Here is a 14,101-nt window from a genome sequence, read left to right as displayed (position 1 = left end):
TCATTTTTTCTTTTTTAAAGTCACTAAAATAACGCGGTTTATTAAATACCAAATACAACCGATTGCAATGGCTGCGGTGCATGCGTACCACGATGGAGTTTCAGGTTCTGGATGTAAAAAGTATAAACTAAAGAAACCACCTAAAAATATCAGTAGAGCAAAAAAAGAATGATTCATAAACATTTGTTGTTTTTGAATGCGTTTTTCGCGCGCTAGCTGTTGACGTTGTTCATCATCAAGCTGCGCTACATTATTCTCACAGTGAGGGCACTGTTGGTGTTTATCGGATATTGACTTATTACAACTAGGACAACGAACAATTGCCATATCTTTCTCCATACTTCGCATAAAAATCTACGCATAAAAAAGGCGCCTTGCGGCGCCCTTTATTGTACGTGTTTTATTTGTCGTTGTCTTTTTTCAATTGCAGCCAATAGCTGAGATCCGAAAAACAACGAGTATCTAATTTTTACAATAACCAAAACATGTCTGATTACGCCACTCAATCCTATAACTGAGAGTTTTTTGATTGTTTTGCGAGACGCTTTTCCCAAAAAGTAGCGTTTTTGATCCCTAACTTAACAGGGTCAAATGTGATATCCCCACCTTTTTTCTTCTGATCTTCGTAATCGCGCAAACATAATAGCGCAGGTCTAGCCACAAAGAATATTGATAAAATGCCCAATATATTTATCCAAGCCATTAAACCCACACCAATGTCACCAATACTCCAGATATAACCAGAGCTGTTTACCATGCCATATGACACCATAAACATAATCACAAATTTCACCATCACAAGCGGAATAGTGCCTTTAAAATAACGATTTAAATATGCAATATTGGTTTCAGCAATATAGTAATAAGCAAGTATTGTAGTAAAAGCGAAGAAGAACAATGCAATACCAACAAATGCTTCACCAAAACCACCAAACACGCTGAATAAAGCCATTTGCGTGAAAGCAGCTGAACCAACTTCAGTTGCAGCATCAACGTTTTGTACAATAAATTGCCCTGCTGGTAATTCACCCACTACATTGTATTGCTGTGTAATTAAAATCATTAATGCTGTCGCAGTACAAACAAAAATAGTATCAACATAAACAGAAAAAGCTTGCACTAAACCTTGTTGGGCTGGGTGATCAACTTCGGCCGCTGCAGCTGCATGCGGTCCGGTACCTTGACCAGCTTCGTTAGAATAAATACCACGTTTTACACCCCAACCAATAGCGGCACCAAAACCGGCCTGTGCGGTAAACGCATCTGTTATGATTAAAGAGAAGATATCAGGTACTTTATCGATATTTAAAAATACCACGATTAAAGCTAATACTATGTAGCCTAACGCCATAAATGGCACCACAATTTGAGTAAAGTTAGCAATACGCTTAATACCACCGAAGATAATAAACGCTAAAACAATAAGAATAATTGCCAAAGCAACCAATTTAAAGCTACCGACTTCACCAAAACTCGTTGAGACCATAGTGCCATCACCAAACACTTGGGTAAACGCGTTGCCAACAGCATTGGCTTGCACGCCCGGCAGAAAAACACCACATGCAATAATTGCCGACACGGCAAATAAAATCGCCAGCCATTTTTGTTCTAAACAGCGATCAAAATAATATGCTGGGCCGCCGCGATATTGGCCATCTTCTTCTGTTTTATAAATTTGCCCTAATGTTGATTCGGCGTACGCTGTACTTGCTCCTAAAAAAGCCACAACCCACATCCAAAAAATAGCACCTGGGCCACCAAAACCAATAGCTGCCGCTACACCGGCTATATTACCAACCCCTACTCGTCCAGATAACGACACAGCCAATGCTTGAAAAGATGAGATCCCTTTATCTGAGGTGTTAGGGCTAAATAGTAATTTGCACATTTCTTTAAAATGTCTAACTTGAGCAAATCGGGTTAATACAGAATAGAACAAGCCTGCGCCTAGGCATAAATAGATGAGTGCGTTACTCCAAACAACATCATTAACAGCGCTTACAAAAGCTTCCATGGATATCCTCTATAGTTATATTTATTATTTTCTAGTTACGATACTCTGCTGTAGCTAATCAGAATGCGCGACATATGGCTATGGGAAATAAGGTAACAACATTACTACCTCCCCTGCAACTTTTTGAATATTAACTTAAACGTTCTAAGTTTGTTAACACTTAATTTTCAAAATAACTACTTTTAAAATTTAATTAACCCTACATGGTTTTATGTAGGTAACTTAAAGATACGGCTCGAACAGAGCTTGGAAAAGATTTAAGTAACACATTAAGCAAATATCATCGCTTTATTAGCGTCGCTAATGCCATTCATCGCGATAAAAAAAACTAAGGGCATCGATATGAATGATGCCCTTAGTAACAAACACGTTATCTTAATTTATCTACTACGTTAACAATCGCAGCCAAGGTGTCTTGGCCAAATTGATATGAACGGCGATCTGACCAGCCATAATCAGGATCTGGTAAACCATCGTTATCTTTAAATGGCATTTCAACCGTGTAAGCAAGCGCTTTAAATTCTTCTGCAACAGCTGATGACCCCACCGTTAGATTGGCTTGACCTGGCTCATCTTTCGGGTAACCGTGGATATCTTGAAACTCAGGAGTCACTATGTGCAATGCCGCTTTAAAACTGTCTTCTAAGTCTTTTAAGCGCGCATCATAGCTTGGGATACCTTCACTACCGGCTACAAAGTTATATGGAATCGCTTCATCTCCGTGAATATCAAGGTGCATATCAACACCGGTCTCACGCATTTTATTTAGCACTAAATATACTTCAGGGCTATTTTCCATGCTTGGAGTTTGCCATTCACGATTTAAGTTAACTCCTTTTGCGTTAGTACGTAAATGCCCACGAGCACTACCATCAGGATTCATATTGGGTACAATATAAAATACCGCTTTTGATAACAATGCTGCTGCATGTGGATCTTCATCATCTAATAACTTATGTAATACACCTTCAACAAACCATTCGGCCATCGTTTCGCCTGGATGTTGACGGGCTGTTATCCAAATTGTTTTCTTATTTTCATCACTTTCGCCACCAATACGCAGTACGCTCATATCACGGCCATCAAGTGTTTCACCTAAGGTTTCAAGCTGACAGGCTTCTTGGCTTTGTGCCCATGTGATTAGATCTAAGTGACGCTCGTAGCTATATGGCGCAAAGTAAGCAAAATAAACACAGCCACATTCTGGCTCAATCTCAAATGATAACGTGCCATCAGCATAGTTTGAAGGAACACGAAACCAGGTTTGGCGATCATACGATGCAACAGCCTGATAACCTTCCCAGCCGTCAGGGTAAGCTGAATTTTCAAGGTTATTGATATGTAATTTATGGCTTTGAAAAGGTGTTGTTTCTAAACGGAAATGGAACCACTGAAAAAAATCAGATAAATGATCTTTATTGATCTCAAGCTGAATATTAAGTGGATCGGTCGCGGCAATGACCTTGATATTGCCACTGTCAAAATTACTGGTGATTTTCATTTTATTAAACCTATATATGAAAAATTAATCGCTAACTTATCGCTTGTTAGTTAGAAATTAAATAACGCCCACTATAATGGGCGCATTGTTATTAAAATGTAGCAAACTGGAGACAGCCTACCACATGGCTTGGGTTTTGAAAAAACATTCATGACTAAAAAAGCCAGCGAATGCTGGCTTTTTGTAAAGATTTTTAAGCTATTACCAATTAACGTGGCAAGCTTGGGAATGAAACCTCGGCCATATCGCGCATACAACGCACAACTTGGCAGCTGTAACCAAACTCATTATCATACCAAACATAAAGTACAATACGGTTGTCATCAACGATAGTGGCGGTTGAATCAACCACACCCGCATAACGACTGCCGACTAAATCGGTAGACACAATCTCAGTAGAGGCCGTGTAATCAATTTGGTCGCGTAACTCTGAATGCAGAGCAGCATGGCGTAAGAACGAGTTTAACTCCTCAACCGTGGTGCTGGTCGCAAGGTTTAAGTTCAAAATAGCCAGAGACACATTCGGTGTAGGTACACGGATTGCGTTACCCGTTAATTTGCCTTCAAGTTCTGGTAATGCTTTTGAAACGGCTTTAGCTGCGCCAGTCTCAGTGATCACCATATTAAGTGCTGCGGCACGGCCACGACGATCTGCTTTGTGGTAGTTATCAATCAAATTTTGGTCATTAGTGTACGAGTGAACTGTTTCAACGTGACCATTGTTAATACCAAACTTATCATTAAGTGCTTTTAATGTTGGTGTGATTGCGTTGGTAGTACAGCTTGCTGCACAAACAATTTTATCTTCCGGTTTGATATCGTGGTTATTAACACCATATACGATGTTTTTGATATTGCCTTTCGCCGGTGCTGTTAATAGTACTTTTGCAGCGCCTTTTGATTTTAAATGTAAGCCAAGGCCAGCTTCATCTTTCCAGATCCCCGTATTATCAACGATCAATGCGTTTTCAATACCATATGCTGTGTAGTCAATTTCATCTGGAGAGTTAGCATAGATCACCTGAATGTAGCTACCATTGGCTTTTATTGCATTACGTTCTTTATCAATGGTGATTGAACCATTAAAAGGACCATGAATTGAATCACGACGTAATAGGCTAGCACGCTTTTCAAGGTCGCCGTCTTTACCACCACGAACAACGATTGCACGTAAGCGTAAATCCGCATAAGGACCTGATTTTTCAATTAACAAACGCGCTAGTAAACGACCGATACGACCAAAACCATATAACACCACATCGCGTGGCTCTTTGGCTTGTGAGTTTACAATTTCAGCTAACTCGTCGTTTAAATACTCTTCGATAGAACGACCATTTGCAACATCGTTAAATAAATAACCATAAGCCAGTTTACCAATATCGATACGTGCAGAGTTTAAATCCATTTTGCTAATAGCTTCTAAAAACGGAAAGCTTTCACGTAAACGAAGTTTAGTGCCTTCAAACTGCGCCACTGTTTTGTGAGATTTGATGATATCAATTGTACTGGCATTGACGAGAGGACGGCCATATACCGCGATTTCAATACCACGATTACGATAAAGCTTTCCAATGATAGGTTGCATGCTTTCTGCGTAATCTTGGCGTTCTTGCCAACTATTTGTGTATTCTAACTCGTGAGATGAGGTCATTTTATTTACCTAATTAAACAATTTTTGAACGGATAGCCATAAGACGTATTGAGTTTTGAGAGCAACACGCCTCAGTGGGCTTCGCTATTCTAATTTAAACTAACTTTATTCTCCACTGTTAGAGAGCAATTCATTACGCTAGAATAACAAGGTAATTATTAAGGTGAGGTTAAGGGATGTTACTAAGAGCAAGTGTTTTACTGAGTTTGTTGGCATTAACTGGGTGTGAAGAACCGTTGACACTTGCACAGGTGTGTAAAGAAACCCCAGGTTTATGTAATGATTTAAATAAAGATAGTCACTGTAAAGCCCAACGTGCTGATGTGATCATGGCGCGTTACCATGAATACAAACAACCGACTGATAATAACAAATATTTATTATTAAAAGGTTTTGAAAAATACGATCAATGCGTATCGCTGGCGGCAAAAATTGAACATATCAAATTAAAAGAAAAAACCACCTCCCGCGTTGAAGCACATTTAACCAGTATCAAGGAAATGACGCGGTTATTTCAAGATACCAAAAATACTAACCACCCTGGGTTGTTGTATTATCATTGGTCTCGCAATAATGACCAATCAGCCCTGACTAAATTACTTGCGCTTGAAAACGATCCTAGTGTCACTGAGGACGCTGAAATCCAGTTTTTCTTAGCCAGTTATTATATTAAGTTTGATGAAGATAAGACCATAGACTTACTGTATAAAACGTTAGAGCTAAACAAAGCTGAACAAACTCCAAACCCCGAGATTTACACCTCATTGATCAGTTTATTTTATAAACAGGAAAAATATAAGCATGCCTATACTTTTGCAAAAATTGCACAGCTTTCTGGGATAACCAATGTTGAAATATTCCCGATTGAGCAGCAACTCACAGCAACAGGAAAAAGTCTCAGCGGATTAGATACCCTCGCACAGCAAACCTACGACAGTATTCAAGCTGGGCAGTTTGTTTCACCACGGGATTTTTAATCGTGTTCAAACTTAGTTTATAGAAAAGAAAAAGGCAGCTGACGCTGCCTTTTTTAATTTATTTGCTCGTACCAACTTCAACACGAGTTTTGAGCTTTTGACCAGGTCGAAAGGTGACGACGCGTCGTGCCGAAATAGGGATATCTTCCCCAGTTTTCGGATTACGGCCAGGCCTTTCTTTCTTGTCACGAAGATCAAAGTTACCAAATCCAGAGAGCTTAACCTGCTCGCCTTTTTCAAGCGCTGAGCGGATTTCTTCAAAAAACGCTTCAACTAAATCTTTGGCATCCTTTTTATTGATCCCCAATTTTTCAAATAGGTGTTCAGCTATGTCGGCTTTAGTAAGCGCCATATCTAGTCCCTCAACGATGCATTAAACTGTTCGGCCAGTGCGGCCACCACGTTATCAACTACTAGATTGATATCTTTCTCTTCGAGTGTTCTATCAACCGCTTGCAGTGTTAGAGCAATCGCCAAACTCTTATAATTTGGCTCAATACCTTTGCCCTTATACACATCGAATAAGTTTAGGTCAACCAATTGATTTCCGCCAACTTTTTCTATCACTGATAAAATGTCGCCAGATTTCACCTGATCTTCCACTAAAATAGCGATGTCGCGGCGGTTTGAAGGGAACTTCGAAACCCCTACAGCCTCTGGTAAATTTCTTTTTTCAATGGCTGACATTTCAATTTCAAACACATAAGTCGCATTATTGATATCTAACGATTTTTGTACTTGAGGATGAATAGCACCAAAGAAACCGACCTTTTTACCTTCAACATAAATCACCGCAGATTGGCCCGGATGTAAGCCATCTGATTGCTCTGCTTTGATTTCAAAACGCGTTATATCATTGGTTAATGAAAGTAATGCTTCAACGTCACCTTTTAAATCATAAAAATCAACGGTGCGCTTTTCTTCAACCCAATGTTCACCATGTGCCAGACCAGTAATAGCCCCACCAATAACTGCAACTTGGTTTACGCCATTCTCTGCGTTTTCATCACGTAGAAATTTAAGGCCATGCTCAAATAAACGAATACGTGGCTGCTGGCGGTTTTGATTATACATTACTGATGCCAGTAAACCTGGCATAAGGCTCACACGCATTGCCGACATTTCAATCGAAATTGGATGTGGCAAAACCAGCGCGTCACTGTCTGGGTGTAAAATAGCTTGTGCTTTAGGGTCAACAAAGCTGTATGTGATCGCTTCTTGATAACCACGAGTCACTAGCGTATTGCGAAATTTGCTCACTGCAATATTGGCTTCGTTATGAGTGGTCATTTTTAATTTAGCAGTCGGTGCTACGTTTGGAATACTGTTGTAACCATATACGCGAGCAACTTCTTCAATTAGATCTTCTTCGATACGAATATCAAAACGGTAGCTTGGTACATCTGCACTCCACACACCATCGACAATTTTCACATCAAGCCCTAAACGGGTTAAAATGTCGGTTACTTTCGCATCTTCAATATGATGACCAATAACACGGTCTAAACGCGCACGACGAAGACGCACTTCAGTGACCTTAGGAAGCTTATCTTTTGCAACAGCTTCAACTACAGGGCCTGCTTGACCGCCTACAATCTCAAGTAACAACGCAGTTGCACGTTCTATTGCATCATGTTGCAGCGCAAAATCCACACCGCGTTCATAACGATGCGATGCATCTGTGTGTAAACCATAGCTACGAGCTTGCCCTGCGATAGCAACTGGATTAAAAAACGCACTTTCTAATAGAATATCCGTTGTTTGCTCGGTAACGCCTGATTGCTCACCGCCAAAGATACCGGCAATCGCCAGCGCTTTGTTATGGTCGGCTATTACTAAGGTAGATTCATTCAACTTAGCAGTATTACCATCTAGTAAGACCAGCTCTTCACCAGCATGGGCGCTACGTACTTTGATACCGCCTTCAATCGCATTTAAATCAAAAGCATGCATTGGATGGCCAAGTTCAAGTAACACATAGTTAGTTACATCAACCACAGGGTCAATTGCGCGCACGCCACTACGACGAAGCTTCTCAACCATCCAAAGTGGTGTTGTGGCGTCAAGGTTGATGCCTTTGATCACACGCCCTAAATAACGAGGGCAGGCTTCATCGTTTACTAGTTCAATTGATACTTTATCATCAATAGTTGCTGCAACCGCTGGTATTTCTAGGGCTTTAACATCAATACTGTTAAGTACGCCCACTTCACGAGCGATGCCTTTAATACCTAAACAGTCACCACGATTCGGGGTTAAATCAACATCAATAATGTTGTCATCAAGGCTTAAGTATTCACGTAAGTCTGTGCCAACAGGTGCATCAAGTGGCAACTCCATGATACCGTCGCCTTCTTCGCTAATACCCAACTCCACGAATGCACACAGCATGCCGTGAGACGGTTGACCACGTAGTTTGGCTTTTTTAATTTTAAAATCGCCCGGTAATACAGCGCCAACCATAGCTACTGCAACTTTGATACCTAAACGGCAATTTGGCGCACCACATACAATATCTAATAGCTCATCGCCACCGACATTGATTTTAGTTACACGTAGTTTATCTGCATCAGGATGCTGACCACATTCAACTACTTCACCGACAACAACGCCAGAGAATTCTGCCGCAGCGGGCTCTACGCCATCTACCTCAAGGCCGGCCATCGATAACTGTTCCGAAAGAGCCTGCGTGTCAATTGCAGGATTAACCCACTCTCTTAACCACTTTTCACTAAATTTCATGTTATTTCTTCACTCTTAACGGAACTGATTAAGGAATTTCAAATCGTTTTCGAAAAACGCACGTAAGTCATTTACCCCATAACGCAGCATGGTTAAACGCTCTACACCCATACCAAAGGCAAAACCAGTGTATTTTTCTGGATCAATTCCCACTGATTTAAGCACGTTAGGGTGCACCATTCCGCAACCTAATACTTCTAACCATTTTCCGTCTTTACCCATCACATCAACTTCCGCTGAAGGCTCTGTAAATGGGAAAAATGAAGGACGGAAACGAATTTCCATATCTTCTTCAAAAAAGTTACGCAAGAAATCGTGCAAAATACCTTTAAGCTCAGTAAAGCTTACATCAGTATCAACCATCAACCCTTCAACCTGATGGAACATCGGCGTATGTGTTTGGTCGTAATCGTTGCGGTATACACGCCCTGGAGAAATAATACGCAGCGGCGGTTGCTCAGCTTCCATGGTGCGAATTTGCACACCACTGGTTTGCGTACGCAACACCAGTTTTGGATTAAAGTAAAAAGTATCGTGATCAGCACGCGCTGGGTGATGCTCAGGAATATTTAGCGCGTCGAAGTTATGAAAATCATCTTCTACTTCTGGGCCAGATTTAACCGCAAAACCTAATTCGCCAAAAAAGCTCTCAATCCGCTCAATGGTACGCGTCACTGGGTGTAAACCACCTGTTGGCATAACGCGACCGGGCAATGTTACATCGATTGTTTCAGCGGCTAATTTCTCTTCAAGGGCCTTGCTTGCTAGTAATTCGCGCTTGTCGTTAATCGCAACTTGTACATCTTGCTTAGCTTGGTTAATTACTTGGCCTGCTTCTTTGCGTTCTTCAGGGGCAATTTTACCAAGGGTTTTTAATAGATTCGTGATTTCGCCTTTTTTACCAAGGTAGTTAACCCTGATATCTTCAAGCTGCGCGATTTCACTGGCACTGGCGACCGCCTCAAGTGCTTGCGCTAATATATTTTCTAAGTTCATTCGATACCTGATCTGTCACAGAAGGTGATTTAAGTAATAGCTAATGATAACTGAAAGCAATGGCTAGATTCCAGACCTTATACCAATCTTATTGAATTCTTTCCCATTCTGGTTAAGCAAAATGGGAAGTTAGACGATTTTGTAGAGAAAACTAGGGTCTGTTGATCTTTCAAGGTTAAATTTGCAGCAGTCTGTTTGGTATTTAGGCAAGGCAGAGCCTATGTGGTGTGGTTATTCCCCATAAATAGGCGATAACGCAGCATCAATGCCAAACAGGCGCTGCCCGAAGGGTTCTGCCTAGGGGCAATTAACTCTTTGTTACTTACATGGATGTAAGTAAGGGGCGTGAGCAGGACGCGGAAGCTTTGCTCGGCTTTTACTTAGCCCACTAGGTTACAAACCTCGCGCCGCGATTAAATTGCCCCTAGTTTGAACAAATATTAATCCGCAAAGGCCAACAGACCCTAGAGTTTTAGAGTGGATTTTATGAAAGGAATTGTCAATTTACGTTGTGCAGCCATCGAGGCATGGTCAAGTTTATCAAGCACATCAAGTAACGCTCGCATATCACGACTCAAACGCGTTAATAAAAAGCGCGCACATTCATCACTAAGCTCTAAACCGCGCATATTGGCGCGCTTTACTAAGGCTTCGGCTTTATCATCATCACTCATAGAACGGATTTGAAATGTCGTACCCCATTTTAATCGTGACTCAAGATCCGGCAAGTTAATGTTAAGCATGTCTGGTAACAGATCCGCTGTCACTACCAAGCATTTACCCGGTTCGTTAAAACGGTTAAAAAAATTAAACAACGCTTTTTCCCACGCATCGTTACCAGCTACTAAGTGCACATCATCAATACACAACACATCAAGCGCGTCTAAGCCATCGAGCACCATAGGGCCAAAATCAATCACTTCGCGCATTGATAGCAGCATAGTCGATAGGCCATGCTCTTGAGCATGAATACAGGTTGCATACAGTAAATGTGATTTACCCGAATCTCCTAAGCCACATAAATATGTATATTGAAAAGTGGTTGCTAAACTTTTAAAAGCATTTTTTAAATGACTCACTTCCAGTGAATTTTCACCACCAAAATAAGATGCAAAGGTTTCATCATCCGGCAACGTTACCGGTAATGCCATTTGCACCGGCTCAATTGTCTGCATTACAAACCAACCCATTGATATTCTAAATCGTCTTGCGCTATTACGGGATAAAACGCACGAGGATCAACAAATGGTTGAAAAGCACGGTCGAGCTCTAAGGCTTTTTGTAAATCATGCATACTACCAGTGTGATTGATCGCAAAACTAACTACATCAGCAGTACGAGAACGAATTGTCACTTGGGTAACTACGCTTAAGCTCTGAAGCTGACGTTTAGCCAACTCAATATCGACAAAGTTAGTGGTGCCTTTTAATTTAAATACCGCTTGGGCAAGCTGCGTTGTAGAATTTGGATCAACCGCATATTCATTGGCCAAGCCAGCTGCTAAGCTGTCGATCATTAAGGCTATGGCTTGTTGTTTATCACCGCTTACTCTATTTGCTTCAAACAGCTCATCATTAGTAAAGCGCCAATCCAACAACCAAATCTCGCTGTCAGGTTGTTTGTATAAACGCGCGGTAATACTGCGTTCTGCACTATAACGGCTTGATGCCTGTTCGACTGGCGAGGAGAAATTACCCCACACCTCAGGTATTCCCACTAATGCACGGTCTTGTAAATCAAGCAACGGTACCACGACTGGCAAGCCACGTCGCGCTGCGGTGCTATAAATTAGTTGCTCTAGCTGCGGATAACTTTCTTGGGTAACAAGTTCACGACGCCAGTTATCTTCAATGGCAAGCCAAATAGCCACCAGCGGGCGACGCGTACCCCACAATGGTAAATTAAGCTCTTTGACGAGTGCATTAATTTTATTTGCTTCAAATTTAACCACGAGATTAAGTTGACCATTGGCTTTTTCGTCGTATTCAAATTTGAGCATGTAATCTGATATATCTTTACTACGTTGCTGAGCGATTGGATTTTGATCCGCATTCGGATCGCCACTAACCTTAACCAGTACATTGAGCAACGCCTCTCGGCTGGCGCTGAGTCGAGCATCACGAGATTTGTCAGATACTTTTAATACGTCCTGATATAGATCAGTAACTTCAACCGCAGTCGCAGTAAAACTTAGGAAAATGATGATAATAGCAATAAATAATCTAGACACAGGGCATTAGTTCTTGGTTTTAAACTGTTTTGATCCTAATTCAAAGCACCCAACAAAGCAAAAATATATTTGTTAAAACCCACTTACAAATAAGTGCTTGTGATCAGTGCATAGAAGCTTCCTGCTACATGCTCCTCAAAGATCTAAATTAGCTTGCGTATTAGTAATCAGTTTATGCTTTATCGCCAGTGCTAACAATCTCTTAATTGTGCTTAACCATCCCAAATTGGTTTCTAACCCTTTCAAAAACAATTACCATTGCGCATTCTATTACAGCAACTAACGGATGCTTACATGCTCGACTTCGCAGTCCTGGGGGTATTTATACCCACCTTCTTTTTTGTCTCTATTACACCTGGGATGTGTATGACTTTAGCCATGACCTTAGGAATGAGTATTGGCGTGCGCAGAACTATGTGGATGATGATTGGCGAATTACTTGGCGTTGCTATTGTGGCTGTTGCAGCAGTCGCAGGGGTGGCAAGTATCATGCTCAACTACCCGACACTTTTTAGCGTATTAAAATGGCTCGGTGCAGGTTATTTAGTCTATATTGGGGTTGCAATGTGGCGAGCAAAAGCAACCATCAAATTAGGCGCAGACAGTAAATTAAAAGTATCTCGCCAAGCGCTATTCTCACAAGGGTTTATCACCGCGATTGCCAACCCTAAAGGCTGGGCGTTTATGATTTCCCTGCTACCGCCGTTTATAAATATTGACTACGCGATTGCGCCACAATTGAGTATGTTAGTCGCCATCATTATGCTCAGCGAGTTCACTTGCATGATGCTCTATGCCACTGGCGGTAAAAGTTTACGGCTGTTTTTAAACCAAGGTGACAATATCAAGTGGATGAACCGCATCGCTGGCAGTTTGATGGTTGGCGTTGGAGTATGGTTAGCGCTTAGCTGAGTCGCTTTATTTTAGAGCGACTATAAAAAAGCCTGCAAATGCAGGCTTTTCGCTTTCAAAGAATTTATTTACTTAACTGCAAAGCTAATTTTGACTAACCACTCGTCGGCCACTAAATGCATGCATTAATGTCATGCCATCGAGCAAATCAAGTTCGCCACCGACCGGAATACCATGGGCTATCCGCGATGCATCAACTTTATAACGGTGACAAAGCTGGGCAATATAATGCGCTGTAGTTTCCCCTTCAACTGTAGGGTTGGTCGCTAATATAACCTCGTTTATCCCACCTTGTTGCAACTTACTTTCAAGAATATCAAGGCCAATTTCATTTGGACCAATACCATCGATAGGTGATAAATGTCCCATCAATACAAAGTACAAACCTTTATACTGGCCAGTTTGTTCAATCGCCAACACATCGGTAGGTGATTCAACCACACATAAAATTCCGCTATCTTGACGTTTGGGGCTTAAACAGATTTCACACTGCGGCTGCTCTGCAAAAGTACGACACGATTGACAGTGTCCAATAGCAGTCATCGCTTTGGTAAGTGCATTACCAAGCTGAGTGCCCCCCTTACGGTCACGCTCAAGCAAATGGAACGCGATGCGCTGTGCTGACTTTGGGCCTATGCCCGGCTGACAGCGCAATGCTTCAATTAGCTGGTTTAAACTCTCTGAAAGCTGCATATTTTATCTTAAAATGGCATTTTCATACCTGGTGGTAATTGCATACCGCCAGTTACTTTACCCATGCGCTCTTGTGTTTCTTCTGCTACACGGCGAACTGCGTCATTACACGCAGCGGCAAGTAAGTCTTCAATAAGATCTTTTTCGTCTTCCATTAAACTTTCATCAAGTTCAACACGTCGAACATTATGGTTTCCAAGCATGGTTACTTTAACTAAACCAGCACCTGCTTCACCAACCACTTCTAAGCTAGCAATTTCGTCTTGGGCTTTTTGCATGCGCTCTTGCATTTGCTGCGCTTGCTTCATCATGTTACCCATTCCACCTTTAAACATAACTTTCTCTCTTTCTATTTCTAATTGCCATGAAGATAAGGGCTATTGCA

General features: G+C 41.4%; 13 protein-coding genes. 2 read left to right on the top strand and 11 right to left on the bottom strand.

The genetic code is table 11. The annotated features are described in order from the left end of the window. The 4 genes from H5162_RS15830 to H5162_RS15815 all read right to left on the bottom strand — a co-directional run bounded on the left by H5162_RS15830 (position 1) and on the right by H5162_RS15815 (position 5,166). Positions 1 to 327 (bottom strand): hypothetical protein, encoded by a 327-nt coding sequence (locus H5162_RS15830; RefSeq protein ID WP_145241601.1) that lies wholly within the window; start codon positions 325 to 327, stop codon positions 1 to 3. 181 nt (positions 328 to 508) lie between these two features. After that, a complete protein-coding gene (locus tag H5162_RS15825; protein WP_182760433.1) occupies positions 509 to 2,014 on the bottom strand; it encodes a sodium:alanine symporter family protein in 1,506 nt (501 codons plus the stop codon). Positions 2,015 to 2,384: 370 nt separating this feature from the next. Then, the gene (locus H5162_RS15820; RefSeq protein WP_182731902.1) at positions 2,385 to 3,515 is read right to left on the bottom strand and encodes a carboxypeptidase family protein; all 1,131 of its coding nucleotides are present in this window, start codon (positions 3,513 to 3,515) and stop codon (positions 2,385 to 2,387) included. A 208-nt stretch (positions 3,516 to 3,723) separates the two neighbouring features. Then, a complete protein-coding gene (locus H5162_RS15815; protein WP_145241596.1) occupies positions 3,724 to 5,166 on the bottom strand; it encodes a glyceraldehyde-3-phosphate dehydrogenase in 1,443 nt (480 codons plus the stop codon). Positions 5,167 to 5,342: 176 nt separating this feature from the next. Between H5162_RS15815 and H5162_RS15810 the strand changes: the two genes are divergently transcribed. Further along, on the top strand, positions 5,343 to 6,143 hold the full coding sequence (locus H5162_RS15810; RefSeq protein ID WP_145241594.1) for a DUF2989 domain-containing protein: 801 nt from the start codon (positions 5,343 to 5,345) through the stop codon (positions 6,141 to 6,143). A gap of 58 nt (positions 6,144 to 6,201) precedes the next feature. Here H5162_RS15810 and ihfA read toward each other — a convergent pair whose 3' ends face one another. The 5 genes from ihfA to H5162_RS15785 all read right to left on the bottom strand — a co-directional run bounded on the left by ihfA (position 6,202) and on the right by H5162_RS15785 (position 12,111). Next, a complete protein-coding gene (gene ihfA / locus H5162_RS15805; protein ID WP_016707763.1) occupies positions 6,202 to 6,495 on the bottom strand; it encodes an integration host factor subunit alpha in 294 nt (97 codons plus the stop codon). A 2-nt stretch (positions 6,496 to 6,497) separates the two neighbouring features. After that, positions 6,498 to 8,885, bottom strand: a complete 2,388-nt coding sequence (gene pheT, locus H5162_RS15800) for a phenylalanine--tRNA ligase subunit beta (RefSeq protein WP_182731901.1) — start codon at positions 8,883 to 8,885, stop codon at positions 6,498 to 6,500. Between the two features lie 15 nt (positions 8,886 to 8,900). After that, complete coding sequence (gene pheS / locus H5162_RS15795; RefSeq protein ID WP_145241591.1) at positions 8,901 to 9,881, bottom strand: phenylalanine--tRNA ligase subunit alpha; 981 nt, start codon at positions 9,879 to 9,881, stop codon at positions 8,901 to 8,903. 464 nt (positions 9,882 to 10,345) lie between these two features. Next, a complete protein-coding gene (hda, locus tag H5162_RS15790) occupies positions 10,346 to 11,056 on the bottom strand; it encodes a DnaA inactivator Hda (protein WP_182731917.1) in 711 nt (236 codons plus the stop codon). Further along, positions 11,056 to 12,111 carry a DUF2066 domain-containing protein gene (locus H5162_RS15785; RefSeq protein WP_182778963.1) on the bottom strand — a complete coding sequence of 352 codons (1,056 nt, stop codon included), beginning with the start codon at positions 12,109 to 12,111 and terminating at the stop codon, positions 11,056 to 11,058. Before H5162_RS15785 ends, hda begins: the two co-directional genes overlap by 1 nt. Positions 12,112 to 12,405: 294 nt before the next feature. On the opposite strand from H5162_RS15785, the gene H5162_RS15780 reads away from it, so the two are divergent. After that, positions 12,406 to 13,023: a LysE family translocator gene (locus H5162_RS15780; protein ID WP_145241588.1), complete on the top strand. Its 618-nt coding sequence runs from the start codon at positions 12,406 to 12,408 to the stop codon at positions 13,021 to 13,023. An 84-nt stretch (positions 13,024 to 13,107) separates the two neighbouring features. Here the strand turns inward: H5162_RS15780 and recR are convergent, their stop codons facing one another. Both recR and H5162_RS15770 read right to left on the bottom strand, forming a co-directional pair. Further along, positions 13,108 to 13,716 carry a recombination mediator RecR gene (gene recR / locus H5162_RS15775; protein ID WP_145241586.1) on the bottom strand — a complete coding sequence of 203 codons (609 nt, stop codon included), beginning with the start codon at positions 13,714 to 13,716 and terminating at the stop codon, positions 13,108 to 13,110. Positions 13,717 to 13,724: 8 nt separating this feature from the next. Next, complete coding sequence (locus tag H5162_RS15770) at positions 13,725 to 14,051, bottom strand: YbaB/EbfC family nucleoid-associated protein (RefSeq protein WP_145241584.1); 327 nt, start codon at positions 14,049 to 14,051, stop codon at positions 13,725 to 13,727. Between the last annotated feature and the right edge of the window lie 50 nt (positions 14,052 to 14,101).

This window comes from Pseudoalteromonas sp. SR41-8 (assembly GCF_014163915.1).
GTDB classification, from domain to species: Bacteria; Pseudomonadota; Gammaproteobacteria; order Enterobacterales; family Alteromonadaceae; genus Pseudoalteromonas; species Pseudoalteromonas rhizosphaerae.
This window is presented reverse-complemented; position numbering and strand designations above follow the sequence as displayed.

Bases quoted from the DNA above. Each gene is read 5' to 3' on its own strand.
- H5162_RS15830 (WP_145241601.1), bottom strand. From the start codon at position 327: ATGGCAATTGTTCGTTGTCCTAGTTGTAATAAGTCAATATCCGATAAA.
- pheT (WP_182731901.1), bottom strand. From the start codon at position 8,885: ATGAAATTTAGTGAAAAGTGGTTAAGAGAGTGGGTTAATCCTGCAATT.
- H5162_RS15825 (WP_182760433.1), bottom strand. From the start codon at position 2,014: ATGGAAGCTTTTGTAAGCGCTGTTAATGATGTTGTTTGGAGTAACGCA.
- H5162_RS15770 (WP_145241584.1), bottom strand. From the start codon at position 14,051: ATGTTTAAAGGTGGAATGGGTAACATGATGAAGCAAGCGCAGCAAATG.
- pheS (WP_145241591.1), bottom strand. From the start codon at position 9,881: ATGAACTTAGAAAATATATTAGCGCAAGCACTTGAGGCGGTCGCCAGT.
- H5162_RS15780 (WP_145241588.1), top strand. From the start codon at position 12,406: ATGCTCGACTTCGCAGTCCTGGGGGTATTTATACCCACCTTCTTTTTT.
- H5162_RS15815 (WP_145241596.1), bottom strand. From the start codon at position 5,166: ATGACCTCATCTCACGAGTTAGAATACACAAATAGTTGGCAAGAACGC.
- H5162_RS15810 (WP_145241594.1), top strand. From the start codon at position 5,343: ATGTTACTAAGAGCAAGTGTTTTACTGAGTTTGTTGGCATTAACTGGG.
- ihfA (WP_016707763.1), bottom strand. From the start codon at position 6,495: ATGGCGCTTACTAAAGCCGACATAGCTGAACACCTATTTGAAAAATTG.
- recR (WP_145241586.1), bottom strand. From the start codon at position 13,716: ATGCAGCTTTCAGAGAGTTTAAACCAGCTAATTGAAGCATTGCGCTGT.
- H5162_RS15820 (WP_182731902.1), bottom strand. From the start codon at position 3,515: ATGAAAATCACCAGTAATTTTGACAGTGGCAATATCAAGGTCATTGCC.
- hda (WP_182731917.1), bottom strand. From the start codon at position 11,056: ATGCAGACAATTGAGCCGGTGCAAATGGCATTACCGGTAACGTTGCCG.